At 33.9% G+C, this 25025-nt stretch carries 34 protein-coding genes and 1 pseudogene; 2 read left to right on the top strand and 33 right to left on the bottom strand.

Annotated features, from left to right (window positions below):
- Positions 1-5 precede the first annotated feature (5 nt).
- The 15 genes and pseudogenes from J7E66_RS15680 to J7E66_RS15610 all read right to left on the bottom strand — a co-directional run bounded on the left by J7E66_RS15680 (position 6) and on the right by J7E66_RS15610 (position 11215).
- On the bottom strand, positions 6-149 hold the full coding sequence (locus J7E66_RS15680; protein ID WP_215001543.1) for a phage tail family protein: 144 nt from the start codon (positions 147-149) through the stop codon (positions 6-8).
- Positions 146-2563: a phage tail tape measure protein gene (locus J7E66_RS15675; protein WP_215001541.1), complete on the bottom strand. Its 2418-nt coding sequence runs from the start codon at positions 2561-2563 to the stop codon at positions 146-148. The genes J7E66_RS15680 and J7E66_RS15675 overlap by 4 nt, the downstream gene beginning before the upstream one ends.
- A 253-nt stretch (positions 2564-2816) precedes the next feature.
- The gene (locus J7E66_RS15670; protein WP_215001539.1) at positions 2817-3170 is read right to left on the bottom strand and encodes a hypothetical protein; all 354 of its coding nucleotides are present in this window, start codon (positions 3168-3170) and stop codon (positions 2817-2819) included.
- Positions 3171-3180: 10 nt separating this feature from the next.
- Positions 3181-3747 (bottom strand): major tail protein, encoded by a 567-nt coding sequence (locus tag J7E66_RS15665; RefSeq protein ID WP_215001537.1) that lies wholly within the window; start codon positions 3745-3747, stop codon positions 3181-3183.
- A gap of 1 nt (position 3748) precedes the next feature.
- A complete protein-coding gene (locus J7E66_RS15660) occupies positions 3749-4063 on the bottom strand; it encodes a hypothetical protein (RefSeq protein ID WP_215001535.1) in 315 nt (104 codons plus the stop codon).
- A complete protein-coding gene (locus J7E66_RS15655; RefSeq protein ID WP_215001534.1) occupies positions 4060-4419 on the bottom strand; it encodes an HK97 gp10 family phage protein in 360 nt (119 codons plus the stop codon). The genes J7E66_RS15660 and J7E66_RS15655 overlap by 4 nt, the downstream gene beginning before the upstream one ends.
- Positions 4412-4747, bottom strand: a complete 336-nt coding sequence (locus J7E66_RS15650; RefSeq protein WP_215001532.1) for a phage head closure protein — start codon at positions 4745-4747, stop codon at positions 4412-4414. The genes J7E66_RS15655 and J7E66_RS15650 overlap by 8 nt, the downstream gene beginning before the upstream one ends.
- A gap of 14 nt (positions 4748-4761) precedes the next feature.
- Positions 4762-5046, bottom strand: coding sequence for a head-tail connector protein (locus J7E66_RS15645; protein ID WP_215001530.1), 285 nt, complete (start codon positions 5044-5046; stop codon positions 4762-4764).
- Positions 5036-5194, bottom strand: a complete 159-nt coding sequence (locus J7E66_RS15640) for a hypothetical protein (RefSeq protein ID WP_215001528.1) — start codon at positions 5192-5194, stop codon at positions 5036-5038. The genes J7E66_RS15645 and J7E66_RS15640 overlap by 11 nt, the downstream gene beginning before the upstream one ends.
- A gap of 64 nt (positions 5195-5258) precedes the next feature.
- Entirely contained in the window at positions 5259-6410 is a 1152-nt protein-coding gene (locus tag J7E66_RS15635) for a phage major capsid protein (RefSeq protein ID WP_215001526.1), read from the bottom strand.
- A 24-nt stretch (positions 6411-6434) separates the two neighbouring features.
- A pseudogene (locus J7E66_RS15630) lies at positions 6435-7041 on the bottom strand (HK97 family phage prohead protease).
- Positions 7004-8269 (bottom strand): phage portal protein, encoded by a 1266-nt coding sequence (locus J7E66_RS15625; RefSeq protein ID WP_215001522.1) that lies wholly within the window; start codon positions 8267-8269, stop codon positions 7004-7006. Before J7E66_RS15625 ends, J7E66_RS15630 begins: the two are co-directional and overlap by 38 nt.
- 13 nt (positions 8270-8282) lie before the next feature.
- Entirely contained in the window at positions 8283-9977 is a 1695-nt protein-coding gene (locus J7E66_RS15620) for a terminase TerL endonuclease subunit (protein WP_215001520.1), read from the bottom strand.
- A complete protein-coding gene (locus J7E66_RS15615) occupies positions 9970-10461 on the bottom strand; it encodes a phage terminase small subunit P27 family (RefSeq protein ID WP_215001518.1) in 492 nt (163 codons plus the stop codon). Before J7E66_RS15615 ends, J7E66_RS15620 begins: the two co-directional genes overlap by 8 nt.
- A 502-nt stretch (positions 10462-10963) precedes the next feature.
- The gene (locus J7E66_RS15610; protein WP_215001516.1) at positions 10964-11215 is read right to left on the bottom strand and encodes a hypothetical protein; all 252 of its coding nucleotides are present in this window, start codon (positions 11213-11215) and stop codon (positions 10964-10966) included.
- 154 nt (positions 11216-11369) lie between these two features.
- On the opposite strand from J7E66_RS15610, the gene J7E66_RS15605 reads away from it, so the two are divergent.
- Positions 11370-11540: an aspartyl-phosphate phosphatase Spo0E family protein gene (locus tag J7E66_RS15605; protein ID WP_215001514.1), complete on the top strand. Its 171-nt coding sequence runs from the start codon at positions 11370-11372 to the stop codon at positions 11538-11540.
- An 88-nt stretch (positions 11541-11628) separates the two neighbouring features.
- Here the strand turns inward: J7E66_RS15605 and J7E66_RS15600 are convergent, their stop codons facing one another.
- From J7E66_RS15600 to J7E66_RS15540, 14 genes are all read right to left on the bottom strand, one after another.
- Entirely contained in the window at positions 11629-11853 is a 225-nt protein-coding gene (locus J7E66_RS15600; protein ID WP_215001512.1) for a hypothetical protein, read from the bottom strand.
- A 54-nt stretch (positions 11854-11907) separates the two neighbouring features.
- Positions 11908-12306 carry a hypothetical protein gene (locus J7E66_RS15595; RefSeq protein ID WP_215001510.1) on the bottom strand — a complete coding sequence of 133 codons (399 nt, stop codon included), beginning with the start codon at positions 12304-12306 and terminating at the stop codon, positions 11908-11910.
- A gap of 110 nt (positions 12307-12416) precedes the next feature.
- Positions 12417-12545 (bottom strand): hypothetical protein, encoded by a 129-nt coding sequence (locus J7E66_RS32320; RefSeq protein ID WP_285289225.1) that lies wholly within the window; start codon positions 12543-12545, stop codon positions 12417-12419.
- Positions 12542-13114 carry a hypothetical protein gene (locus tag J7E66_RS15590; RefSeq protein ID WP_215001508.1) on the bottom strand — a complete coding sequence of 191 codons (573 nt, stop codon included), beginning with the start codon at positions 13112-13114 and terminating at the stop codon, positions 12542-12544. Before J7E66_RS15590 ends, J7E66_RS32320 begins: the two co-directional genes overlap by 4 nt.
- Positions 13115-13231: 117 nt before the next feature.
- Positions 13232-13939 carry a BRO-N domain-containing protein gene (locus tag J7E66_RS15585; RefSeq protein ID WP_215001507.1) on the bottom strand — a complete coding sequence of 236 codons (708 nt, stop codon included), beginning with the start codon at positions 13937-13939 and terminating at the stop codon, positions 13232-13234.
- A 355-nt stretch (positions 13940-14294) separates the two neighbouring features.
- A complete protein-coding gene (locus tag J7E66_RS15580; RefSeq protein WP_215001505.1) occupies positions 14295-17129 on the bottom strand; it encodes a hypothetical protein in 2835 nt (944 codons plus the stop codon).
- Between the two features lie 400 nt (positions 17130-17529).
- Complete coding sequence (locus tag J7E66_RS15575) at positions 17530-18219, bottom strand: replication/maintenance protein RepL (protein ID WP_215001503.1); 690 nt, start codon at positions 18217-18219, stop codon at positions 17530-17532.
- Positions 18220-18264: 45 nt separating this feature from the next.
- Positions 18265-18441: a hypothetical protein gene (locus J7E66_RS15570; RefSeq protein WP_215001501.1), complete on the bottom strand. Its 177-nt coding sequence runs from the start codon at positions 18439-18441 to the stop codon at positions 18265-18267.
- Positions 18442-18797: 356 nt separating this feature from the next.
- Entirely contained in the window at positions 18798-19181 is a 384-nt protein-coding gene (locus J7E66_RS15565; RefSeq protein ID WP_215001498.1) for a hypothetical protein, read from the bottom strand.
- Positions 19182-19205: 24 nt separating this feature from the next.
- Positions 19206-19406 carry a helix-turn-helix domain-containing protein gene (locus J7E66_RS15560; RefSeq protein WP_215001496.1) on the bottom strand — a complete coding sequence of 67 codons (201 nt, stop codon included), beginning with the start codon at positions 19404-19406 and terminating at the stop codon, positions 19206-19208.
- Positions 19407-19679: 273 nt separating this feature from the next.
- Positions 19680-19904 carry a hypothetical protein gene (locus J7E66_RS15555; protein ID WP_215001494.1) on the bottom strand — a complete coding sequence of 75 codons (225 nt, stop codon included), beginning with the start codon at positions 19902-19904 and terminating at the stop codon, positions 19680-19682.
- Positions 19905-19937: 33 nt separating this feature from the next.
- Positions 19938-20252 (bottom strand): hypothetical protein, encoded by a 315-nt coding sequence (locus tag J7E66_RS15550; protein WP_215001492.1) that lies wholly within the window; start codon positions 20250-20252, stop codon positions 19938-19940.
- Positions 20253-20267: 15 nt separating this feature from the next.
- Positions 20268-20513, bottom strand: a complete 246-nt coding sequence (locus J7E66_RS15545) for a hypothetical protein (RefSeq protein ID WP_215001491.1) — start codon at positions 20511-20513, stop codon at positions 20268-20270.
- Positions 20514-20560: 47 nt separating this feature from the next.
- Positions 20561-20797, bottom strand: coding sequence for a hypothetical protein (locus J7E66_RS15540; RefSeq protein WP_215001489.1), 237 nt, complete (start codon positions 20795-20797; stop codon positions 20561-20563).
- Positions 20798-20926: 129 nt separating this feature from the next.
- Here J7E66_RS15540 and J7E66_RS15535 point away from each other — a divergent pair, with 129 nt between their 5' ends.
- Positions 20927-21154, top strand: coding sequence for a helix-turn-helix domain-containing protein (locus J7E66_RS15535; protein ID WP_215001487.1), 228 nt, complete (start codon positions 20927-20929; stop codon positions 21152-21154).
- Positions 21155-21424: 270 nt separating this feature from the next.
- On the opposite strand, the gene J7E66_RS15530 is transcribed toward J7E66_RS15535, so the two are convergent.
- From J7E66_RS15530 to J7E66_RS15515, 4 genes are read right to left on the bottom strand one after another with little or no spacing between them, the layout of a single operon-like run.
- Positions 21425-21709, bottom strand: coding sequence for a ferredoxin family protein (locus J7E66_RS15530; protein ID WP_168242623.1), 285 nt, complete (start codon positions 21707-21709; stop codon positions 21425-21427).
- Complete coding sequence (locus J7E66_RS15525; protein WP_215001485.1) at positions 21709-23004, bottom strand: FAD-dependent oxidoreductase; 1296 nt, start codon at positions 23002-23004, stop codon at positions 21709-21711. The genes J7E66_RS15530 and J7E66_RS15525 overlap by 1 nt, the downstream gene beginning before the upstream one ends.
- Positions 22997-24028, bottom strand: coding sequence for an electron transfer flavoprotein subunit alpha/FixB family protein (locus J7E66_RS15520; RefSeq protein ID WP_215001483.1), 1032 nt, complete (start codon positions 24026-24028; stop codon positions 22997-22999). The genes J7E66_RS15525 and J7E66_RS15520 overlap by 8 nt, the downstream gene beginning before the upstream one ends.
- Before the next feature lie 34 nt (positions 24029-24062).
- Complete coding sequence (locus J7E66_RS15515; protein ID WP_215001481.1) at positions 24063-24887, bottom strand: electron transfer flavoprotein subunit beta/FixA family protein; 825 nt, start codon at positions 24885-24887, stop codon at positions 24063-24065.
- Positions 24888-25025 lie beyond the last annotated feature (138 nt).

Genomic DNA, 25025 nt, shown 5'->3' with positions numbered 1-25025 from the left:
GTACCTCACTTAGAGCCAAAATCCCTTTCACCATCCATATTGGGAATAGTCATTGTATTTGTCCTTAGTTCAGGAAGTGCAGGATGATCATGCTCTTTCTGCACTTTCAACCCCCAGTTACTAATTGGAATATCATCAAGTTTTATCAAAGCATAATCACCCCTTTCCCTTTTGCGTTGCTTTTCTGTAATTTGTAAAGTTCTCTTGCTAATTTCTGAATATCTGCTTCTTCACGAACGGTCATATTTTGTATGATAATTCCATTACCTCCACCATCCATCCGATCACTAATCATATTAGCAATAGTACCTAATACTTTATCTGATAATGGTAAAGCTGCTTCAGGTACACTTGCATCACCCATACCTACTAATCTAGGACTGTTTGCAGGAAATACACCACCATTTTTATACCACTCTACAGACATTTTTGGTACACTTGGAGGTTTTAAACTAAACTCACCAGACATACTAAAATGAGGAAGTTTAATTTTAGGTAATTTAAGTTTCATTTTATTAAAGAAACCTTTAATTTTTTCAACCTGATCTTTTACATAATCAACAGCATCTTTGATTTTAGTTTTAATATTTTTCTTGATTTCTTCAAACTTATCCTTTACTCGTTCCTTTAATTCTCCTGCCTTTTCCTGAATCTTATCCCAGTTCTTATAGAGAAGGACACCTATTGCAATAACAGCAGCAATTGCAGCCGCTACAGCAAGAATAATCAAAGTTAAAGGAAGTAATCCTACACCTATTACCCCAGCCGCTACTGCCATAGCTCCCATTACACCTACTATTACCATAAAAACTCCTGCTAATATACCAAGTACAGTAATAATAGCTGCTATTGTACCTGCTAATTGTGGATTTGCTGAAATCCATTCAGCCACTTTAGATACAACATCTGCAACAATTGCTAGTACAGGCGCACAAGCTGTAGCTAAATCAGACATAGCTTGATTCAGTTGAACTGTTGGAGTTGAATCTAATTTTTGTACAGAACCATTTAACATGTCTTGATTATCTTTTAAATCAACAGTTTTATCTTTAGCATTAATCAAGGTATCAAGAATATTTTGTCCTTGCTCTTCATAAAGAGTTCCCCAAATCATCGTCCCTATCTGATTCTTTAGAGTTTCATTTGTGATGCCATTGACAGCACTAGCAACTTCACTCATTGCTTTCTTGCCTTTTTCTCCACCAGATGCTACAGCCTTACCCCAAGTCTCTAGTTGTTTTGCTGAAATACCTGTACCTTCTAACATTTCCTTTTGTGATTTCGATAATCCTTGACCGAATTCAGCTAATATAATTCGACCTTCTTTTAGACCGTCTAAAAGTACGTCTATATTCCATGATTTTGTATCAACACCAGCTTCAAATAAAGCTTGAATCTCATTAGCGTTATAACCTGCTCTTTTTAGTTGGACTCCATATTCAGTAATAATGTCAAGTTGGTCAGGCGGAAATCCTGTTTTTAATAACGATGCAACAAGTCCTAAAGCTGCTTCATTTGATATTCCAAATCCTTTAGCAATCTCACCAGTTTCTTGAATTAATTCAGTAAAATCAATATCTGAATATGTTGTAGCAATAACAGCAGCACCTTTAACAATTGCAGCATTAACTTTATCACTTGCAGTACCATTTAAAACCCATTGCCTACGAACACCCTCAAGTGCTGTTTCACCGTCTATTCCGTATGTTTCAATAGTACTAATAATATTTTTAATGGATTGCTTAGACGAATCTGGAACATCAAATAGTAAATCAACTTTAGCATTCAATTCAGCATTACTTAATGCCTTCTCGACAGCACCTTCAATACCGCCCCCTGCAAGTAATGCACCTGCAAGTCCTTCTAATGCTCCACCTAAATTATCAACGGATTCTTCTGCATCACCAGCATCACTTGAAAGTTGTTGTAAATCACGTCTTACATCTGTTATAGAACTACCGTCATCAATAGAATCAATAGCAGAACGTAATCGGTTAATGTCTCCCCTTGTTCCAATTGTTGCTCTACCAATCCGTTGAAAAGCTGTTTCTAAGTCTCTTGATGTTGCAGTACCATTTTGGATTGCTCTAACAAGACGAGTACCTAAAGTATCTGCTAAATCTTCAATAGATGAACCTGATACCTCAATTAAGTTACTCAATCGAGTAGTTGCTTGACCGAGATTTTGCTGTTCTGTATCTATGTCCTGAAGTGCATTTTGAAAACGATTTAAAGATTGTTCTGTTTGTTCTAACTCACGTCTGAAACCCCTATATTGTTCTTCGTTTATATCTCCACGTTCAAATTGTTCTTGAACTTGACGTTCAGCTTCTTTTAATTGATTTAATTTTTCTGCTGTAGCTTCAATTTGATCATTTAAAAGTTGTTGTTTTTGTGCTAATAATTCAACACTGTTAGGGTTAAACTTTAACAATTTATCAACGTCTTTTAATTCTTTTTGAAGGTCTTTACTTTTCTTATTAACATCCTTCAAGGCATTTTGTAAGCCTACCGTATCGCCACCAATCTCGACGGTAATGCCCTTAATTCTACTTCCTGCCATTATCTCACCTCGCTTTTAAGGAACTAAAAAAACCCCTACATAAGTAAGGGTTAAAAGTTATCAAAGTCAGTTTGTTTAGCTTTTCTTACTTTTTCTTCTGCTGGTTTTTGCATCTCAATATAATCATTAACATAATCCAGAACCATACCCATTGTCATAGATTCTAAATCTTCTAGTCTCAATCCACATTTATAGGCAAGGGCTTGATATAATTCAGTGGAAATTTCCTCATCATCATCATTCCCTTGCTCACTTACTTTTTTTTTGATTGTTGAAGAGATTTCATTAACAAATCCTGTGTTTCTTCAATAATGTCACCAATTGGAAATTCTTCAAAACTATCTAACCAAGTTAATAAATCAGGTATTGAGGGATCAGCAGTTTTTGCTAATACCCATGTAATGTTATAAAACAATTCAAAATCTAAATCTTGAATATCTTCTGCTTTCAGCCTTCCATCTTGAACATTATTCAACTTATCCTGAGGGATTAATTTTAAAAATTCTTTGAAAAAGTCCTTTCCAAATTGCATTTTATAACGCAATGGTAATGCACCTGTTGATTTAAAAGGAACTTGTTTACCATCTATTAAGATTGTTTTTTCCATTAGTTATCACCTACACTGTTGGTTCGTAAACTGCTGAGTACCAAGCATCATAAACTGCTGCTGTAGTAGTAGCTGTTGTTGAACGCTTAACAAGTGCATCTTCTGGACGTGGAGCAGCAACAAATTTCAATTCAGATGTAGTTGGTTCTGCTGATTCAGTTTTAGTTGATCCAGAAAGACCAGGACGAGAAACTGAAACATTTAACAATTGGTGACGTACTGCTTTTTGATCCCCATCAAACTCAAACAATAAAGCAATACTCTTTGGTTTAGCATTAGCACTCTCAGATAAAACATTATCTGTAGCAACTAAAATTTCCCCTAGTACGTCTTTACGGAACGCTTCTGTAAGGCTTGCTAATGAAAGAGTTCCTTCGTAACCACTGTTAGTAGATGCAGTATAATATAATAAATCGTCTGCGTAAAAATTCGTTTGTTCTCCTTTTGGTTCTAATGTTAATGATGTAGCACCCTTTAACGGCACTGGTGTACCATATGTGAAAGTACCATCAACACCTTCTGTAATGACTGCATAATTTGCATTTTTTAAACCAAAAACAATTTTATTTTCTGCCATTTTATAATAACCTCACTTCGTAAATTTTTTGGAATATTTGTTCAGCCTGAATGAAAGTCTCAATGCTTTCATAAGGAATTTCATTTTCATCTAATAATGTTTCAAGGTTGTTCTCAGCGACTAAATCCTTTTTGGATGTGTATAATTCAATTTGAACATTGTCAATTTTCTTATAAACTTTATCGTCAGCCATAAGATTTGAAGAATAAGTGATTAAGTAACAGATATAGGGTGGAGTGATAGATTCATTGAAATGTGAATAAGCAACCGGATAACCGCTTGCTTCAAGAATTGCTTTTAATTCAATTAGTGTCATTGTTTAATCGCCTGCTCTACTCTGTCCAAAAATTCATTTACGGCTTTTTCTTCAGCTGGAGCAATGTGAACTTTAGCTGGTACACGTCCTCCACCAGTTTTTGCATGTCCTTTTTCTAAAAGATGGGTTAATTGATACCGTGTCTTATTGTGAACAATCATTTTATTACCTACTTCTTTTACTCTCCAACCTTTACTATACTTAGCTGTTATCCCTTCAGGACTAGATTGCTTTAATTCTTCAACAAGTTGATCTGCAACTTCATTTTTAGATATTTCAACTTCTTCTTCTACTAAGTTGGTATATCGCTGTAATTCCCTCATAATTTCGTTTGTTAAATCGTTAATATTAGACATTATTTTCACCTACTTTTTCACGGGTGATTATAGTTAATGTTTTATTTTGTTCATCATCATTGATTGGTGGGGCTACTATTTCAAATAATCTTCCTTTATACACAATACGCATAGAGGAATCAATATCTGATGCATATCGAACAACAAAACGAACTGTATTTTCATTTTGTGTAGCTGCAGCCGCCAAGTATTCACGACCTTGAATAGTTTTAATCATGCACCAAACACTTTTAAAATCCGTCCACTCTTTCAATTCTTGTCCTAATTCATCTTTTACAATATTTATCTGTTGAAATATGATACGGTGTTTAAATTCTCCTGGATTCATTAACCTTCACCGCCCTACAACAAGTTAACAGAATGCATGTCTAAAATAGATTTTATAACTACATTCACTTTGTCATCTTTTACAGTAAATGTCCTATTTTCATATAACTCATTAGAAAGAACAAATAAAGCTATTGGCAAATCCTCTTTTTCGTCCATTTGTTCCAATGTGAGACCAGTGTAGGATTTAATATAAGATTTACAAGCTTCAAGTATACTAGAGAACAAAAAATCATCCTCAATATGATCAATCCTTGCATAATCCTTTAAATCTTGAATGGTGATTTCACTAATTACCATCAGTTTTCACCTTCTGCTTATTCTTGACTTCTACAACATATCCATGCTTTAAAAGGTCTTTAAGTATGTTCTTATCTACTATTACTGCTACATCACCAGCGTTTAATGAATACTTACCAATAATGCTTATTAATGCTTTTACTTTCAAAAAATCACCCCTTAAAATAAGGAAAAAGGGGAAGGAAACCCTAAACCCCTTTTAAATAACTAAATTACTTAACTGTTAATACAGCAAGTTTTTGTGGTTCAACAATCTTAGAATCGGCTTCTACAAATGCAGCAATTCCAACAGCATGTTGAGCAGCATATAATTCATTTAATACTTGTACTTCTACATTTTGAGATAGTTTAACGTACAGTCCTGATAAATCTCCGTAAGCAATCGCTTTATTACCTGTAGCAATTGTACTAGGCATAGATTCAGAGATATAAACTGGTTTACCAAGCAATGAGAATCCGAAAGCTTGAGTTACATCAGCATTTAGAATATATTGACCGTTAGCGTCTTTTAGCTTACGAAGAGCTTTAAGTGTATTTTTGTGCATAAGGAATGCAGACTGAGCTTGGTATACTTCAGGTACAGTCATTTGTAAATCAATAATGTCATCAGCAACAAGAGTCGCAACTGTTGCAGTTTGAACACCATTTGGAGCAGATAAAACACCAGTCATTTTACCAGCAGTTCCAACAATTAGTTCTTTTTCTAAGAAATCTGCAATTGATTTAGCAACAGCATTTACAATGTAACTAAGTACATCAAAATCAGAACGGTTCATTAAAGAACGAGAAACTTTAGCAAGAGAACCAATTACAAAACTAGTTAATTTAACGTTAGTGAAAGTTCCACCAGATACAGTTAAATCTGTGAATTCAGTTGCATAAGATGAAGTGTGTTGTGTGTAATCATACACAGGGAATTGAAGGTCTCCACCAACATTGTAAATAGTAGTTTTAGTGTAAATTGGAGACAGTTCACGAACTTTATCAATGATTTTGTTAGCAATAATGGTTGGGATAACTGAACCGTTTGAAGCTGCATCCAATGCACGGAAATCACCTTTAACGAATTCTAAAAAGCGTTTTTCTTCTCCAACTTCTAATGCACGTTGTTCTTCATCAGCATTAACCTTTTTAATTTCTTTCTTTTCGAATGCTCTTGACTCTTCTTCAGCAACTAAAGTCTTATCAATCTTAGCAATTTCTTTCTTGATATCATCGAAACGGTTGCTTTCTTCATCAGTAAATGAACGAGTTTCAGCTTTAGATTTGTTAACTAGTCCTTCCATTTCATCAAGTAAATTGTTACGTTGCTCCACAAGTGTTGGCATTGATCTAGTTTCTACTTTTTTAATTAGTTGTTTCATAATATTATTTTCCACCTTTCAATTTTAGGAATTCAATTTCATTTTCATAAGTTGAGTAGTCAATTTGACTTTCCTCACGTTTTTCGTTATGTTTTTGATCATTAGAAATATCTTCAACAGATACAGAAGCAGTAAATTCTTCATTTCTCTGCTCGGTTATGTAAGAGTCTTCTCCTCTAGCTTCAATGGATGTAGCAATGTAAGCAGGTGTTTTATCCAAAACAGACACTTCCAAAAGGTCTAAATCTTCAACAAATCTCCTTTGAATTCCATCTGAGCCTTCTTCCCATTTGTCTTTATTAGCAATAAAACCAAAAGACCAGCCTCTTAATTCTCCATTTTTGGCTTTTTGAATTACTTCTTCATCAGTTACAATAGCAATTGCCCGTAATCCAATGTTGTCTTCACGTAATTCGAGGTTTTTATCTTGAGTAGAACCAAGTTTTTTATTTTTGTCATGATTAAAGAGTAAATCCACATTTTGAGATTTTAATAATGCCTTTTCAAATGTTTTAGGTACAATTTGCTCTTTAAATCGACCATTTGCTGAAGGTAGAATTCTAGATTCTCGACCTACTGCATTCACATATCCATCAAGTATTACCTGATTCCCCCTTATTTCTATCCGCAATATTATCACCCCCCTCCGAGTTACCGTTTGGACTATCCATGCTTGCACTTTTATTTGTATTTGGAGTATAAATTTCTTTGGTTTTCGGATTGTACAAGACATCTTGTAACCCTAATTTGATGAAGTTTAGACCTAAAGGTTCAAGGTTCTCACGATACCTGATTTCATCAATTTGCATAATTCCGTTTTTAGACGCTATTTCATAAGCTTTAAAGCGCTTTTCGACATCACCTTTAAGCAATTCATTTGTATCGAACGCAAAATAAAAAGACTCCTTCTCAGATGGCAGAAGTAAGTCTTTGTTTAAAGCTGTTTCAATTGCTTTTAATTTAGACAGTATGCAATTCTTAATCCAATTGTTATAAACATCATCAGAAGCATTTCCATCCAGTATCGAAGAAGGTGTAAGGAATATCTTACAAATTTCCGCTGAATTAGTTTTCTTTTGCTCATTCAATTGCATCTCAACAGATGTATTTGAAGCTTCCTGAAAATCCAATCCATTATTCAAAACAACAACGTTTTCACTGTTATTTTTATAAAGGTTATTCCAAGCTAATTTAAGTTCATCTATAGCTTCTTTACTTAATTTACCTTGACTTTTCAAAAACCCCTTTTTATTTCCACCCGTTTTAACTAACACTTCTTCAAAAATTAATGAATTGTAGGCTACAGATAAAATTGTATTGTTTTCTTTGATTATGCCAGTTCCTGACACACCATCTTTAGATTTTCGAGCGAGTTTAATAAATTCAAAATCTCTATAGTTTGCACCATTAACTAAGATATCGTAACTTTTAAAAATCGGATCAGCGTTAATGTTGACAGAAAGATTAGGATTACTAACATAATGTAAACTTTTTACCGTATTTCTCTCTCGTTTTATGTAAGAATAGCCAGCTCCACATAACAAATAATCCTCAACTAAAGCCTTCTTAAATTGAAAAGCATCGAGAGTATCTTTAGTATCATCATTCAAAAGACTAACTCGATTATCTTGTTCTATTTTTACAACTTTCCCATTCTCTTCTTTGTAAAGATAAACAGGCAGACTTGCAATAGTATCAGATATGATGTCTGTGCAAGCACTAACAGCAGGAATACTAAGGGCTTGTTGTTTAGATATATCACCAGTCGTTATCCCTGCACTTAAAAGAAGTTCCTCAAGAGTTGCTCTTTCCTCTTTTTGATACTGTCTAAATTCTTTCCATTCTTTTATTAGTCCCAATTTATCACCCCCTTTAAATGACTTGAGCAGTCCAACCACTATCAGAATTAAAGATTACATCTTGTTGAAGGAGATACAGAGCATTTACAGTAGCAAATACCATATCGACTTTTCCGGCTGTTTTAACACTAACTTTCTTATTAATATACTTATTTAAGTTTGTATCTTCAGTGAGTCTGGAGTTAGTAAAGTTATTCTCATAGGCTAAGTTATTGTAATAAGAAAACTTTTTATCTAGAATCAACTCTTTAAGCCACTTTATTGTAGGATGTAAAACACTACTGTGCTGCTTTACTTCAACTGTCACTAAATCATGATCTCTTTCCCACTTCTGAGCAGAGTTTCTAAGATTCCTAATGTCATAGCCTATACCAACAATATTTACACCATATTCTTCATGTAAATCGACCACAAACTTCTCAAATTGAGCATAATCAAGTACAGATTCACCACAAATAATTGTGTTTTTGTCTTGAATAGACTTTCTGTAGTCAAACTTTTCCTTCTTACTCTTTTCATCGATGTAATCTTCCTGTACAAAACACCATGTTTTCGAGTGAACTATACCTGTTTCTTCATCATATCCAAGCATACTGACCGAAGAATTATCAAAGCTTTCCGCTCCATCTGCTCCGATATATACGTCTTTGCCGTACCAACTCCACTCTTTAACTGCTCTACATGCCTTAATTTGATCACTAGACACATAACCATCAGCACCTAAGCCTTTGTATTGGATATTATTATGCTTACATAAGTAATTCTCACGTTTGGACTCATACAAAATAGCCATAGTCCGTTTATCGACTATAGCTTCAAATACTTTTTTATTGTCTACGGAAACAGGATTAGATTGATAAATTACGAAATCATTATTTTCCCATTGCTTCCTAATACTTTCATCAGGTTCATACAATAAACTAAAATATCTCTTATTTTCAACTAAATCATCTAATACACGTTTTGCATAATCAATCTCAGTTAACATTACATTTTTGAAATTTGGATACTGTGTGCTGATTATTATACCTAGTTTATTCTTTAAAGTGATTTGTGAACTTCTCATTGCTTCAACTGGATAATCATCAAGTACTCCTGCTTCATCAGCTAGATATATATTAGCAAGTTTCCCATCCATACCATCATTACTGTAAGCCAAGGGTGTATATTCACTCTCTGTGAGCTTACACTCAATAACATCACGTTTAATTTTAAATCTGTTTTCAAGTAATGGACTAGACTTAATGATTTTCCTAACAGCTAATTTTAATTCTGATGACAACTTATAATCAGGTGCAACACTAAAGAACCGAGAAAATTTAGGTTCTAATAACATGCCAATTATAAATACAATCGCACTACCAAAAGTTTTATAATTTTTTCTGCTGATTTCAAGTAAGCTAGTCTCATAATATCTGCTTTTTTCAGATTTACTAACTGTACACAATGTAGCTACAATAAAGAACCATTGATACTTTTCCATACCTTCATAAATAGAACACCCTAAATCTGGATGTACCATTAATTTAAGTATGCCACATATTTTATTGAACATGGATTCATCTACATAAGCTTCATCATTGTTACCATCAACAATATCTATCCATGCTTTAGCCTGTTTCTTAACGTATTTACTAACATATTGATTATCTCCTTCAATGCACCATTGGCAATACTGATAAGCTTTACTGTCTTTAACACTATCCATTTACATCACTTCCGCTAAGAAGCTGCAACAATGGATCTTGTTTATCCTGTTCATTTTTCACATTCAGTACGGCTAATTTAGACCTTGCAGAAGGACTTAGACCAAGCTCCATACAGCATTTATTGAATATAGAATTGTAATCTTTATATATGATACTCGCAGGATTCCTGATCAATGTACCATCTTCTTTAGTGGTTACAAGTCCATATTCATCTATAATGTTCTTACACTCCTGCATTCTTACAACAGCATCAACTGTAGTCTCTAAAATTGTAATATCTAAGTTATTTAATATTCCAGAAGTCCTTAATTCCTCAACCAGAAATTTGTATAATTTCTTTTCCTCTTTTGAAAGGTGTTTTGGTGGCTTGTACACTAAGTCATCGTGACCTTTCAATTTCTGTTCAACTTGTTTGCGTTGGTTATATTCCTCTTTTGTTAAATGTGCGGTTTGTAAATCTACTGGTTTAGATGCTCGTGCCACAATATCACCTACCTTTCATTATTTGTTAATATTTTCAAACTACCCATTTCGGAAAACATCGTGAAGAAAAGTTCCCAGTCGGTGTATTTATTTTTTAAATTTTTTTATTTTAAAAGACCGGGGGGACTAAATATTAAATTTTTCTTCTTGTTCAATTACAATCTTTAACAATTCATCTCTACTTATCTCTTCACGTTCAGCCATTGAATGATGATATGGACAAAGACTGATGAGACAGTTATCATCTAATCGTTTACTATAATCTTCTGCCACTGGTACTATGTGATGAACTTGTATATTAGTAAAGTTATACTTCTGTTGTGTGCCGTACAGTTCTCTAATGCAAAGTTGGCACATGTGTTTATCCCTGTCTTCTCTAATCTGTTTGCGTTTGTTTTGCCAGCTCCGACCCCATCTAAACTTATCTACAAGTGTTACCTTCTTCTCACGAATAGGTTTCTTTGGACATTGATACTTTATGTCATGGATGTTACCACAATAACTACAACTCTTTAACATGAGCATCTAATTCTTCGAGTGTCATCATGGTTCCATCATCATTAAGTACACCTGTACCATGTTCTGCTTCAAACTCTAAGTAATCTAATTGTCCATCAATCTCATACATTCTATCTGAACATAAATTACTAAGCTTTTCTAACATGTCATTACTTAGTTCATCACCATTTTTAATATAATCATAAATAGTATGTAATTCATTCTGTTCAAATAATAAATCTTGAAATCTATCCATGATTACTTTCCCCCTTTTTGTTACGTCTTTTTCATCGGTCATTAAATACATTTGGTTTGATTTACCATTTAAATTAAATGTCTATATTCTTGTCCTACCCCTTCTTTTAATGTTATTATTTTCAAGTATTTTGTAAAAAGGAGCAAAATTTAGGATGCATGTGTTAAATAGTGTAGAAAAAAGGGAACTAAAGAATGTTATTGAGTCCATACGTCAAGAAATGATCCAAACTGGACTTAAAGAAGGTTTATCAAGTAAAAAAACAGTTGCACTCAGCCACAAGCTAGATGAATATATAGTAAAATATCAAATGATCATTAACTAATTCCCCATCGCTGGCTTTTCTACCAGATTCAGTATCTACCCTGTATTTTTTCATTTTTAAATCCAAGTTCTTTATTACACAATATGGGTCAACTATTCAACTTCTCACACAGACTCAACATCTCATCATAAAGGTTAATCGCTTTTTCATGATAAAACTGTATCTCATTGCATTGTTTGATTGCATCACGTACCAACCTTTTTGTATCTATTACTATTTCACTAAACGTTAAATCTTCAATCTTCTTATGCCCTTCTTCAATTGCCCTAAAGTGTTCTTTATTTTCTAACTGTAACCTTTCAATTTCTTTCACTGTTTAATTCCCCCATTTAGACAAAATAAAAAAGCAAATCCCGAAGGACTTGCTCTACTTTTTAATACTATTAATAATATTTTTAATTTCTTCCTGATTTTTGGCTGTATATTCTCTAATTCCTTGTATAGGATCAATTGGATTGTTTTTTATATGCTCCATAATTTTATTACCTAAATCGAGTGATACAAATTCATCCCTTGATAACAGCTTCACAGATTCTTTTTTATTTTTAGTTAAAAGGTCGATTAATTCTTGTCTTTCGTCCTCAGGTAATTGATGACCAGATTTCAACCAATCCTTTACCAACTTGTACATTCCCCAAGGTTGCAAGCTAATCTTTCCATCAGTTCCCATTTCTTCACTAATATCAACCTTACCATTAGCTTGAACACTATACCATGCAGATGGGGCATTGTGATAATTAGTAAAATCATCATTATTCCAACTCATTAATAACACTCCTTATTGAATAGTAAGATAGTTACTTTCCCAATATTCAACAAAGAGTGACAATAGTCCTGCAAGATTATGTAAATATTTGTTACAAAGTTATGTAATTATTATTCTTCAATGTACTTCACATTAACCACAACGCCATTTTCCACTTGATAACTTGCTATTTTTTTAGTATCGCTTATGTAATTATCCTTAATTTGTTTGTTCTTCTCGTATGTACTATCCTTAATCATACTGAAACCTCATTATGCAAATGCTTCCATGTCTTACCATAAACAATATTCCAAAGATTTCTGTAACCCTGACCGTAAGCTTCCGCAGCCATGTGTATGAAATCACTTAACTTATTATTCTCGTCAGATTCCCATTCCTGCAATTGTTCAAGTATTTCACAGACTTGTTCCTCTTTAAGTCGTTTACCTTTCCCCATTTTAGCCCGAATGCTTTCACGATATTGTAATTTTCGGCTAGACATCTGAAGATTACTTATACTATTATTGTGTTTTTCCTCTTCATTCGGATAATGATCCACTTCGATACCACCACGCTTAAACTGTTCAATTGGGATACCTGACATGGAAGCCATTATCAAACGATGAACTCCATAACTATTTGATTTACCATTATCATCAATTAAAGTGACATACACATAGCCGTTATCATTCGGTGTACATGCTAAAAATTTATTGCTTTTCTTTGACCATATGCGACCACTCATCGTATCAGCTAGGTAATTACTAAATCCTCTATACGCTGGAATTGGTGTTAAAATTACTTCTTCGTATTCTGATTTTCCTTTCATCTTTATTCCCCCCAATAAAATAAAAAAGCCAAGAGAAAATAAACCTCTTGACTCTATCTATCTGATTATTTATAATTTAATTTGTAGAAGTATGTACAAAAATCAGTTAAAGAAAAATCATCCGATCTTATTAACTTGAGATAACTTACCTCTTGTTTGATTGTGCTTAACCGTCTTAATATCCAATTGAATGACCTTTACAACTTCACTGATCAATGACTTCAATTCCCACTGGAAGTTCATTCTATATTGATGCTCACGTTCCTCTGCAATCCTCAATACCTTTTCCATAACCTTAATTTTAGACTCTGCAACAGTACGTTTCTTATCAGATCGTCTATCTTTACTTGAACGTTCATAATCTAATCTAGTCTTAACGGACTCATGAAACTTAATACAAGCTTTATACTCTTCCATAAAATACTCAGCACCGATTTTCTTGAATGTTATATCCAGCATATTGTAATGATATGATTTTTGTTCTTCTGTGGCTGTATCAGGTATATAGACACCAGTTTGCCTAATTTCCTTAAGGATCACTTTAATTTCCTTTTTTACTTGTTTAGCAATAGGTTTTCTCGATTGCATTAAAACTTCATAAATACCATCTTCTGTTAGAAACATAGCATTATAACTATTAGTTAGAGTGCTTACCTTAGCTTTAATAGTCTCCGAATCATCTAATTCCGCATCTTTAATCATTTTACTTACATTACTATGCCCTATCCACTCTGCTACATCTTTAGCTAAAAATAAAGGCTCCTCTGCATTTCCATAAATACCAAACTCATGACCTAAAACAACACGACTTTCAAATTTCTTCATACTTCATCATCCTTTTTATATTGATAGCGCATAATCCCTTATACACTTCAATCGACCTCATCATAATGTTAGTAATGTAAAATAGGACTACAGTTAATTAGACTGCAGTCCGCACTACCAATATTGGGTGGATGAGACCCATTGAAATATACAAATAAAATAATCCTTGCTTTCTAAAAATAAAAGTGTTATAATTATATCAAAGAGATAACTATGTTCATTTTTAAAAATTAAGAGAAGGTACTAACTCTCTTTTGTGCCGTTAGTTTTCCCTTCCCTATATAGGATATTTACTAGAGTGACAGAAAGACCGTCAAATCAATGTTTCTAGCACTCTAGTAGTTCCTCAATCAAATTATTTTTTACTCCTTTCCTTTTTCGCGTTGTTATTGGTAAGTCGACTGTTCATTTTAGACCTGCAATCCTCTGAACAATACTTATCTTTGTGTGAGTCAGGCTTAAATTCATCACCACAACATCCACAATCCCTCAATCCTTCCAAATTAAACTTCAAGTTTGCGAATAGAATTTTTCCAAATGATTCCCAAAGAGTTTTCTTATTGCTTGCGTCCTTAGTTTTGTATAAGTATTCAACCAATACATTAGCCACGTAACCATCAGTGACTTTTTCATCCACGTAATGAACCATTTCCATGATTTCATCCTTGATCACTTTTGCAATGTAAGTGTATTTATTTTCCTTGTAATCGTCAGATTCCTTATCAAGCATCCACTTTTTACTTTTGTTAATAGTATCGTAAGTTTCCTTGATTATGTCATCCACTAACTTACCTTTACTTTTAATCTTATTAACACTCATAAGCATTTTATAATCCATTTTATCTGCAACTGATTTGAAGGAGATATTCTTTTTAGTGATAATGTCACTTAGCATATTAACCACTGGTGTATACTTTTTCTTGCTAACTACAAAGTAGATACCCTTTTCACCATTTACTCTTTTAACGCTTACCAATGACTTATTAGCAACCTCAGTCGCTTTCTTACCCTTGGCGAATTGGAAAAAGTACGGTGTCTTATCATTGGTAAATTCCTTAATAGCTTTCTTGATGTGTGTAGGTGGCTTTGGCAAATAGTTGGTCTTACATGCGTCTATCATGTAATTATTGTACATGCAGAGTAACTTGATTGCGTTTAATTTCTCCTCAGTAAACTTTCCTGATGAATTCCAGATTTTCGTGATTTGGTTTGAAATAATTCCGATTGAACCACCAAAACTGCTAATCAAACTGGTGTAGATGGACTTTTCATCAATGTTTTGAATTGGTGAAGTAGCCATATTGTAATATAGTGGATATACACCTTCCATTGCTTCTTCACATTTTTCTACGAACGTAGAGTTCCAACACACATTTACCTGATCCCCGTCAAAATCTGCTTGCAGAAGTCGTCCAACAAGGTCATGATTAGAAATAAACAATCCACCAGTAATGAACCAATTTTCCAATGTATCATTCTTAATGCTATCACGCACTCCATGCTCTCTTGAAAGTGCTGGTGAACGCATTAGATTGACCTTACCAGAAGGAATTTTATTTCCGAATACCTTACCATCACCAAGTAGTCCTTTAGGGTTCTTATCCCCTTTGAATAGAAATTCGCAATATCCATAAAGGTCAGGAATGATGAACATGCGTTTACCTTCTTCTATTCTCAATGAACCTGCTTTACCTTCCTTAACCATTGCTGCTTTTTTACTTTTAATCATTTCCTTAACGTATGGATCATTGAGTAAATTGTTGTAGATGTATATGGAAGATTGTAAAGCGTCTTTCTTATCATTCTCCTTCGTAGCACCAATGGAGCGTAACATTACGTCTAGGTTGCTCCCAATTTGTTCAATATCGTTATTTGTAGTTTCAGCAATTTTCACTAAATCAGATTTTTCCATGTTAGTTAATGATTGAAGGTACTGGTAATTTAGGTGAATATCCTTTGTCTCCACTTCCTCATTTGTCTTACCAGCTTCACACTTATTATCATTAAAGAATCGTCTGAATTCATCCATGTTCTCGTAGTACTTCCAAGTCTTCAGTTGTGAAGCTGATAGGATAATTTTTACGTTATCATTTATGATATGGTGAGGATTTCCCCAAACGTCTGTAATAGTGTAGTTTCCTTTTGCTTCTGTTTTAGCGAAAGTCTTAAAATCGAACGGTACGACTAAGCCCTTCGTCCAATTGGCACGAATCTGAAATGCCTTTTTGTTAACAGTTGGCAAGCAAATCCCAACACCATCTGATACATTCATTGGAACTTCCTTCATTTCAGGTTTATCCATTATGTATGTTTTATGGTCAATAAATTGAAGCATACCTTTAACATTCATTTCTAAATCTGGAACAACCACAACTTGATTAATATCAAAGTTAGTCATTTTAGTTGTTGCGGTGTTTAGGAGGCTCAAATATGCCAAAAATTTATTAATGTTAATACCTGATTCAACTTTGTCACCCTTCGTAAACTCAGTGGAATTGATTCTATCCCAAGTTAACCCACATAAGAATGTTCCCTGATGTTTCTCCCACTTATCTTTTCTGATGAATACACATTTTTTCTTTTTCATCTGTCCACTACTAGCAGAGAAGAATACGTACTCCTTATCATCACCATATTTGAAACCATTTAGGATTAAATCTTCAAGTACATTGTAATGGTATGCTTTAACAATAATAATTTCATCGTTTACTTCTGTATTACTTAAATTTAACGTTCTAGTAAGGCTGCTTTCAAATAATGCTACAACATTGTTAGTTTTATTAACTTCTTTATTCCTCATTTTACTATAAGTAATAAGATGATCACGTCTTAATGAACGAGGAATAATCGGTTCTTGTTTAGGTTTATTTGCATCTGATTTAATTATTTTCTTTCCAATTTCTAATTTTAGCTTAGTACCCAATGATTCAACTAACTTGTCAATTTTAGCGAATACGTCTTGCATATCAGCAATATTCACCTCAACTTCATTAGTATTGAAAATTTCTACTAACTTAGCAAATGTATCAGTAATTTTTTTAGTATTTTTAGTTTTATCATTAACTTTTTCCAATTCAGTTTTAGCAAGACGCAAATTCATTAACACTTGTGAAATTTCAGTTTCCTCTTCATTAAAGAAAGCATCCGTACTCACTGAATAAACTAATACTCTATTTGATAAATTTGTCATTGATTATCATTCTCCTTTAAAGTTGGGTAATTGTATAAGACGTACATTTAAAACCAAGTATGTAAAAATCGTTCGGATACAGGTGAAAAATTATGTAAAAAAATAAGCTATAACAATTTGAAACTACTAAATTAATAAATTATGTAAAAGTTGAAATTAAACGTACAGGAACATAACAACAAATGAGAAAGAAAAAGTTTATTCACATCCGTCAAAACGATTTTTCTTGACGGTGTAATACTGTATCTAACTTGTATCTTTCTATGTATATTACTTGTATATTTATTAGGTCTTATTAGTGTGTAGTTTATCGCAGAAAGTTTTCCGATTATCTCCGATAAAGTGTCAAATTATCTCCGAAAGTTTTCCGATTATCTCCGATAAATTACAGGTAGGTAATTTAAGCAGTAATTGAAGTTGTTTTATTGTAAAATTCCTGAATCTTATCCAACCTCAAAGAATAATGATTGTTATATTTTTGGAAGAGATATTTTTCCTTTCCGTTTACGGTTGTGTATATATCCTTTTCAACTTCATGCTTTTCAATTTTAATAAACTTAAGTTTATTTAAAATCTTATTATGTTTGATCACAGTCTTCTCAGTTATCCCTAAATGTTCAGCAATCGTTTTTTCAGCAGCGTAACATTTATTTTTATTTACACTTTTAGGGTTAATATAACTCATGTAATAATAAAGAAGCCTTATGCCAGTGTCCCCCACACTTTCAATCATCTTTCGACTTATAACAATGGAAGGTAGTTGTGTAAAAACTCCTTTAGCATCTCTTAATTGAGGAATGACATCTTTGTTTAAGCTAATTTTCAATTCACCTTTACGGGGAAGGTCTCCTATCTCATTTTCAACTATTCCTAGCTTATGTAATCCTTCGAGACGCTTTTTAAATGTACTTTGATCCTTTATTGCTGAATAAAACATTAATGCCTTATAATCAACTGAGATTTCTAATGATTTAGTTGTTTGCCCGTAGTAGGCATCTATAAGCTTGAGCAATAATACAAACTCTCCTGAAGACAAACTGTTACTTCTTACTATTTCTGTTGGAACCTGAATCTTAAAATCCTTTGCCATTTATCATTTCTCCTTTGTATAATTGTTTAAGTTGTAGGCATTAACCTATTGATTAATGTGCTGTTGCATAATTACATTTACTTCTTCAGTCCTCCAGAACAACCAGAAACGTCTCTCATCGTTCGATATGGCCGTTGTAATGAATTTAATACCATTAGCCTTCAGTTTATTTTTCAAGCTGAAATCATAGCAGAAAAACAGCATATTCTTGTTAAATTCCATCTTCCACACCTCCCTTCGGTTAAAACTTTCATTTTAAATGGTGATTATCGAATAAAACTGTAATTTTATTCTATTAAAATTTGCCTCTTGAACCATTTTTAAATTAATTTTTATTTCGTTCCAATTTTTCCTTTACAAAAAATCGGATTGAATATATACTCTTAGTAAGGATTCAAGTAGACTATTAAATTATTAAATTTGGGTTTAAACCCAAAAATAGATGAAAAAGTTAGACAATACCAAATTGGTACTGTCCTATTTGTATTTACATACTATTATTGTAGCGATTTATTTCGATTTAGCAAATGAAAGTTTAAATATTTTAGTCAGTGTTCCCACGCACTGGCTTATTTTATTTATAAATACCAACAATTTAAGTCTTTAAGAATACTTACAAATTCCTCTTTTGTTACAGTTGAATCTAGTTCAAATAATGTTTTAATATAGTTGAAAAGATCAATTTCCGAAAATTCATTTTTAACTGTTTCTTTAATCTTATATACTTGAATTTTTGGATTATCATAAAGATCTTCGATTATCCATTCTTTACTATAATCAAACAGTTCTTTGTCAGCATAAACTTCTACTACAATGTATCTTGAGTTTTCTGGTTCTAACATACCTTCCGTTATTTTTAAAAATTCACTTTCTGTTTTGTCATTATAGTAAATAACATTGTCGCAATCGGTATCATCAACCATAACTCCATATTTTTCAAAAAGTTTTTTATAATATTCCATTTGTTCTTCTCCCTTGTTTAATAGTTAATTTTTCTTAGCGTTTTTCTCCAAAATAAATTCAACTTCCAACAATTCACATAACCTATAAATCTTTGTATCTTTAATTTCCGTTTTACCATTTAAATATTTATTCAGTGTTACTGGATGTAGCCCGACTTCACTTGCTATGTAGTTCTGTTTGAATCCCTTCTTCTTAATGATTTCCTTTATAACCTGACCTGTCATTTCATCACCTCCCTTTGCTACTTTTAGTATAGCATTTTGCCATTTTTGCAATTTTTCGAGTAAAAAATTTAAATCATGTTATAAAACAATTCCAATAACACCTAGAAGAAATATTATAATTGCGATTCGATTAATAAATATACAGAATGATTAATATTATCGTCCTTTTCATGTCAAGCCTTTTAAATATTACAATTTTATTACAGAGTTAATGCCACTCCATTTCTAATGTAGCCAATCTATCCGTTCCAATTAACCTTTAAACGATTCTCTTTATCGTCCCATACAACCCTGTTCGATTAATGCCCTTATGGATGTTAAAACACTTGTCATTCTTTTGTACCGTGCATACCAATAACTATATGACCTGTCACATTCAACTGAACCTTCTGAAAATGTTTCCTCTGCCTGTCTCATCCCCTGCATACAACAATCACGGTCAATACTAACTTCTCGATAAGCACCTTGAATGTCTAATCCTTCGAAATCAACCATCATTCAATACCTCCCTTAAAAAAATAACTACTAAACTTAAATTAGTAGTTGGTTAATGTCTTTATCATTGTAAAAAGCATCTATAAGTTGATCTTTAATCTTGAATAGACTTCCACTTTTGATAATTTCAATTAACTCCTCTTTTTCCTTCTCACTGAACATCCCACCTAAGATTTGAAAAGCAAATGTTTCCATTATGTATATAGAATCGAATTGTGTCATGTTTGTTAGGGCTTTGATAATTTCATCTTTATTATCCTGAACACATTGTCTAAGGAAATTCTTGATGCTAGGTTTCCTTTTTGCCATGCCTACCTTATACGCTTCTTGTAATTGAACCATTGTTACCATATTATCTCCCCCATTTTAAAAAGCAGGTATTGGTTTAACCTTAACGAAACTTTCCATTACATCCATGTATAAGTAAACTTCATCTTCTGAAACTCCAAATTCCCTTATGTCTTCCTCTATCTCAACTTGAAATTCCTCAAACTCTGGACTATCTTTAATTGTTTGTAGGAACTGGACATATTGTTCATCTAAATTTTTATCCTGTTGGATTATAAACTCTGTTCTGATGATCAATTGTCTGTAAAGTTGTAAGTCAAACACTATAAAACCCTCCTAGTGTAAACCCCCTTCAAAAGAAGGGGTATGTATTAGTCTTCAAATACCTCATAACCAGTAGTTTTCCAATCAAGAACATTAGGGGTATAAACTGTTCCATTACTTAAAATGAAGTTCATTACAATTGCTGATATTGCGTTTTGGTCTAGTTTCAATGTTGCTGCTTGAATTGCTTCAAATTCATCATGTGCTTCAAGGGATACGGAAACGGGAATTTGGATTTCAGTAAATACAGTAAAGCTTTTCTTTTCTGTTTGAGTTTTCATCATTCAAATCTCTCCCTTTTTCTTCTAATTTTTTGGAAGTTATTAACCTCTTGAGTTAATACTAACATCTTGAGTTATTATCGTCAAGCGTTAAATTTAATGTTATAATGAAAAAAATTGGAGGTTGTAGAAATGATTAAATTCAAACTTAATGAAGTATTGAATCAAAAGGGAAAAACAATGTATTGGCTTTCTAAAACTACAGGTATCCGACCAAACACAATAAGTCAGTGGGCAAATAATAATGCTCTAAATTTAGAGGATCAAGTAAAATCAATTTCAGTAGATAATATGGATAAGATATGCAAAGCACTTGAATGTAACGTTGAAGATTTATTCCAGTATGAAGAAAATGAATAAACAAAAGAGCCTCAATTAACTGAAGGCTCTTTTTTGTGTTCTGAATAGTCTATTGGTTCATTCAGGTTGTTTAAATCCATTTCAGGTACAACTACCTTATTTTTCCCAAGAAGGCTTATATGGACGTATATGATGTCTGAGAATGTAATCAGTTTTTGGCGAATAAATAGCACCCATACGAATAGTTAAGAGTATTTTTTTTTGTTCACAATTGCTCACAAAATGCTCACGGATTGGTCACACACGGTCACATTTTCATTTATATCCAATTTACGCTAAACGGAATACAATCCCGTGTCCGCCTTTTGGATATTCCCATTTAATGTTCTGGTATGGGCAGCCGATCCGGCAGCTTCCACATTCATGGCATCCTTCATAGCCAACCTGCATCCGTGTTCCTTCCCACTTATAAACCTCCGCTGGGCAAAATACTGTACAAATTTTATCGGGACATTTTGTCATGCATACGTCATGATCCATTACGGTCAAATGAGACTTTGTATCACACTTAAAACGGAGCAGATACTGTTTTTCCTCGATATTCTTCGTTGACATTATTTCACCGCCTTCCAAGCACGATAGATATCTTGCAATACTCTAATTGTTCCTCTTTCCGCAGTTACACTCTTCATTATTTGTTTTTGTTTTTCACGCTTTGGAGTCCCATCAACTGTAAAGAACTTGCTCATCGCTTTATTCATCATTGGAACATATTCATTAAAGTATTGTGGGTATTTCTCAAACGTATGTGCCGCATCCTTGTACTTCTCTAAATCCTTCATTATGAAACTACTATTAAGCGCGTCACGGTAGCTATTTAAGCTTGATTCACTGAAGTCCCCACTTTTATGTGCCTGAACTACGGCTTCAGCAGCCATCTTTCCTGATGACATCGCCATATTCGAACCTTCACGATGAATGGCATTTACTAGCTGTGCTGCATCACCGACGACTATAACTCCATTACCAGCTACTTTCGGTACCGAACGATAACCACCTTCAGGAATAAGATGAGCAAGATACTCAGCAGATTCTCCACCAGCAAGCATTGGCTTGACCATGGGGTGAGTTTTTAAGTAGTCTAGAAGCTCATATGGCTTGATTTTCGCTTTGATCATGCTCGATAGTGTTGTACCCACTCCGATATTCAAGCTCTCTTTATTCGTGTAAACAAAAGCGGTTCCAAGATTACCCTTTGTTGAATCACCAAAGATTTCAATTGTACAACCCTGGTTATCTTCCAAATTAAAACGGTCATTTATTTTTTCTTTTGGTAAATTAACAACTTCCATTACTGTTAAGGCTACTTCATCTGGACGAAATTCTTTATGAAAGCCTAACTGTTTTGAAAGAAGAGAGTTAACACCGTCTGCAAGCACCACGACATTTGCAAATACCTCTCCATTCGGACGATCAGTACGAACCCCGACAACCTTGCCATTTTCAACTATACATTCAGTTACTACCGTTTCATTAATAAGTAATGCCCCGGCGTCTACTGCCTTTTTAGCAAACCATTGGTCAAACTGAGCCCGAAGGACTGTAAAGTTATTATATGGTTCCATTCCCCATTCAAGACCTTTATAGCCGAATTGAATGACCGATTCCTTATCCATCATCCAAAAGCGCTGTTCAATGACAGGTCTCTCAAGTGGTGCTTCTTTCCAAAATTCAGGAACTAATTCTTCCATTTGTTTGCGGTACAATACCCCTCCCATCACGTTTTTGGCTCCTGGGTATTCTCCACGTTCAATAAGCAAAACGTTTAGTCCATTTTTGGCACACGTGAGGGCACATGCACTTCCAGCTGGACCTGCCCCAACGACAATCACATCAAATTTTTCATGCATAGCTTATTTCACCACCTTTTTCAGTTCTAAGCTGCTTAAATTGCTCGATAAGTTTTGGGAGAATTTCCATAGCATCTCCTACGATTCCATATGTGGCAACATCAAAAATTGGTGCATTTGGATTTTTGTTTATAGCGATAATTACATCCGAATTTTTCATGCCGACAACGTGCTGAATTGCACCAGAAAGTGCTATAGCAAAATAAATTTTGGGTGTAACTGTTTCACCAGTTTGGCCAACTTGAAGATGGTGTGGCAGCCAGCCTGCTTCAACCACATCACGAGTACCTCCAATAGTCGCTCCAATCGTTTCCGCAAATTCATAAAGGAGCTGGAAGTTTTGCACATCTCCCATTCCTTTCCCTCCACAGACGATTACATGTGCATCAGCTAGATTGGCCTTTTTTGTTACGTCATTCACAATTTGTAACACTTTTGTACGCATGTCTTCTTCTTGCAGTGATATTTTTTCTTCAATAATCTTACCTGTTCTTCCTGATACCGGTTCTAGTGCCTTCATTACCTTTGGTCTGACGGTTGCCATTTGCGGGCGATGTTTTTTACATAGGATTGTCGCCATGATATTACCGCCAAAGGCAGGTCTGCTAGCTTCTAGTAATCTATTATCAACATCCACATCAAGCATTGTAGTATCCGCAGTTAATCCTGTGTTTAAATCTGTTGCTACGGCACTAGCTAAATCTTTACCGTTTGGTGTTGCGCCATAAAGGATAATTTCTGGCTTATATTTTTCAGCGAGGAGCATTACGCCCTTCATATATGATTCAGTACGGTAATTCTTCAATACAGGGTGGTCGACCATGTATACGATATCTGCACCATAAGAAATAATTTTATTTGCTAAAGTTTTTACTTCATTGCCTAGTAAAAAGCCCGCTAAAGGAACTTGTAATTTATCCGCTAGCCTCCTTCCAGCACCAAGTAATTCTAGAGAAACGCCTTCTACTTTACCATCGTTTTGTTCGATGAATACCCAGACTCCCCGATAATCGTCTAGATTCATGTATATTCCCCCCCATGACAAAAGATAATCGTTTTTATTTAGATGATTGGATTGTTAACAGGTCCTTTTTCTCCATCAACAACGCCATTAACTGGTTAACCTGTTCATCACTAGTACCCTCTAGTCTTTTCCCGCCTTCTGGACGTGGTGGCGTAAACATTTTTCCAACAATGGTTGGTGAACCTTTTAGTCCTAGTTGCGACCGTTCTACATTTTCAAAGTCACTTACTGCCCAAATAATTGGTTCGTACCTTGCCGCTTTAATCATGTTCGGCATTGGCGAATAATCGATGTCATTAATTTCTTTTTCAACCGTCAATAAACATGGAAGATTGGATTGAATCAATTCATAGCCATTGGTTAATTTCCGTTTAATAAGAACGGTGTTTTCTTTCTGATTGACTTCAGACACTTCAATTACATTAGTGATTGGCGGGATATCCATTCTTCTTGCAATACCAGGTCCAACTTGTCCTGTATCACCATCAATCGCGTGCTTCCCACAAATAATCATGTCAACTGGGTGTTCCTTATTGATTTTTTCTAAAGCTTTCGAAATCGCATAACTAGTTGCCAGTGTATCTGCCCCTGCAAAGGCACGGTCAGAAATTAAATATCCTTTATCAGCACCTATTTCCACACTCTTCTTGATAATATCAGTCGCTTGCGGTGGTCCCATTGATAAGACGGAAATGGTACCTCCTGTTATTTCCCTAATTTTTACGGCCTCCTGAACTGCATGGGCATCGTAAGGGTTCAAGATGGCTGGTGCACTGCGACGGTCGAGTGTGTTGGTTTTAGGATTAATTTTAATAATTTTTGTATCTGGTACTTGTTTGACACATACGACAATATGCATGTAGGACTTTCCCTCCTCCATATGATCTGAGATTATTGAAAGCGTTTGCTTCCTATGGTTTAAAAATGCTTTTATTTACGATATATGAATCGCAACACAAGCATAGTACCAAACAGTTGTAAACGCTAAACTAAAATC

It is taken from the genome of Bacillus sp. ISL-7 (assembly GCF_018613065.1).
This window is presented reverse-complemented; position numbering and strand designations above follow the sequence as displayed.

Coding starts and splice junctions, on each gene's coding strand:
- J7E66_RS32320 (WP_285289225.1), bottom strand. CDS start 12,545: ATGATTAAGGATAGTACATACGAGAAGAACAAACAAATTAAGGATAAT.
- J7E66_RS15645 (WP_215001530.1), bottom strand. CDS start 5,046: ATGGTAATTAGTGAAATCACCATTCAAGATTTAAAGGATTATGCAAGG.
- J7E66_RS15665 (WP_215001537.1), bottom strand. CDS start 3,747: ATGGCAGAAAATAAAATTGTTTTTGGTTTAAAAAATGCAAATTATGCA.
- J7E66_RS15530 (WP_168242623.1), bottom strand. CDS start 21,709: ATGTCAACGAAGAATATCGAGGAAAAACAGTATCTGCTCCGTTTTAAG.
- J7E66_RS15670 (WP_215001539.1), bottom strand. CDS start 3,170: ATGGAAAAAACAATCTTAATAGATGGTAAACAAGTTCCTTTTAAATCA.
- J7E66_RS15675 (WP_215001541.1), bottom strand. CDS start 2,563: ATGGCAGGAAGTAGAATTAAGGGCATTACCGTCGAGATTGGTGGCGAT.
- J7E66_RS15580 (WP_215001505.1), bottom strand. CDS start 17,129: ATGACAAATTTATCAAATAGAGTATTAGTTTATTCAGTGAGTACGGAT.
- J7E66_RS15605 (WP_215001514.1), top strand. CDS start 11,370: ATGCATGTGTTAAATAGTGTAGAAAAAAGGGAACTAAAGAATGTTATT.
- J7E66_RS15595 (WP_215001510.1), bottom strand. CDS start 12,306: ATGAGTTGGAATAATGATGATTTTACTAATTATCACAATGCCCCATCT.
- J7E66_RS15535 (WP_215001487.1), top strand. CDS start 20,927: ATGATTAAATTCAAACTTAATGAAGTATTGAATCAAAAGGGAAAAACA.
- J7E66_RS15555 (WP_215001494.1), bottom strand. CDS start 19,904: ATGATGGTTGATTTCGAAGGATTAGACATTCAAGGTGCTTATCGAGAA.
- J7E66_RS15655 (WP_215001534.1), bottom strand. CDS start 4,419: ATGTCTAATATTAACGATTTAACAAACGAAATTATGAGGGAATTACAG.
- J7E66_RS15610 (WP_215001516.1), bottom strand. CDS start 11,215: ATGGATAGATTTCAAGATTTATTATTTGAACAGAATGAATTACATACT.
- J7E66_RS15550 (WP_215001492.1), bottom strand. CDS start 20,252: ATGGTAACAATGGTTCAATTACAAGAAGCGTATAAGGTAGGCATGGCA.
- J7E66_RS15540 (WP_215001489.1), bottom strand. CDS start 20,797: ATGATGAAAACTCAAACAGAAAAGAAAAGCTTTACTGTATTTACTGAA.
- J7E66_RS15525 (WP_215001485.1), bottom strand. CDS start 23,004: ATGCATGAAAAATTTGATGTGATTGTCGTTGGGGCAGGTCCAGCTGGA.
- J7E66_RS15515 (WP_215001481.1), bottom strand. CDS start 24,887: ATGCATATTGTCGTATGTGTCAAACAAGTACCAGATACAAAAATTATT.
- J7E66_RS15660 (WP_215001535.1), bottom strand. CDS start 4,063: ATGACACTAATTGAATTAAAAGCAATTCTTGAAGCAAGCGGTTATCCG.
- J7E66_RS15585 (WP_215001507.1), bottom strand. CDS start 13,939: ATGAAGAAATTTGAAAGTCGTGTTGTTTTAGGTCATGAGTTTGGTATT.
- J7E66_RS15575 (WP_215001503.1), bottom strand. CDS start 18,219: ATGGCAAAGGATTTTAAGATTCAGGTTCCAACAGAAATAGTAAGAAGT.
- J7E66_RS15590 (WP_215001508.1), bottom strand. CDS start 13,114: ATGAAAGGAAAATCAGAATACGAAGAAGTAATTTTAACACCAATTCCA.
- J7E66_RS15635 (WP_215001526.1), bottom strand. CDS start 6,410: ATGAAACAACTAATTAAAAAAGTAGAAACTAGATCAATGCCAACACTT.
- J7E66_RS15570 (WP_215001501.1), bottom strand. CDS start 18,441: ATGGAATTTAACAAGAATATGCTGTTTTTCTGCTATGATTTCAGCTTG.
- J7E66_RS15560 (WP_215001496.1), bottom strand. CDS start 19,406: ATGACAGGTCAGGTTATAAAGGAAATCATTAAGAAGAAGGGATTCAAA.
- J7E66_RS15650 (WP_215001532.1), bottom strand. CDS start 4,747: ATGAATCCAGGAGAATTTAAACACCGTATCATATTTCAACAGATAAAT.
- J7E66_RS15565 (WP_215001498.1), bottom strand. CDS start 19,181: ATGGAATATTATAAAAAACTTTTTGAAAAATATGGAGTTATGGTTGAT.
- J7E66_RS15620 (WP_215001520.1), bottom strand. CDS start 9,977: ATGGATAGTGTTAAAGACAGTAAAGCTTATCAGTATTGCCAATGGTGC.
- J7E66_RS15520 (WP_215001483.1), bottom strand. CDS start 24,028: ATGAATCTAGACGATTATCGGGGAGTCTGGGTATTCATCGAACAAAAC.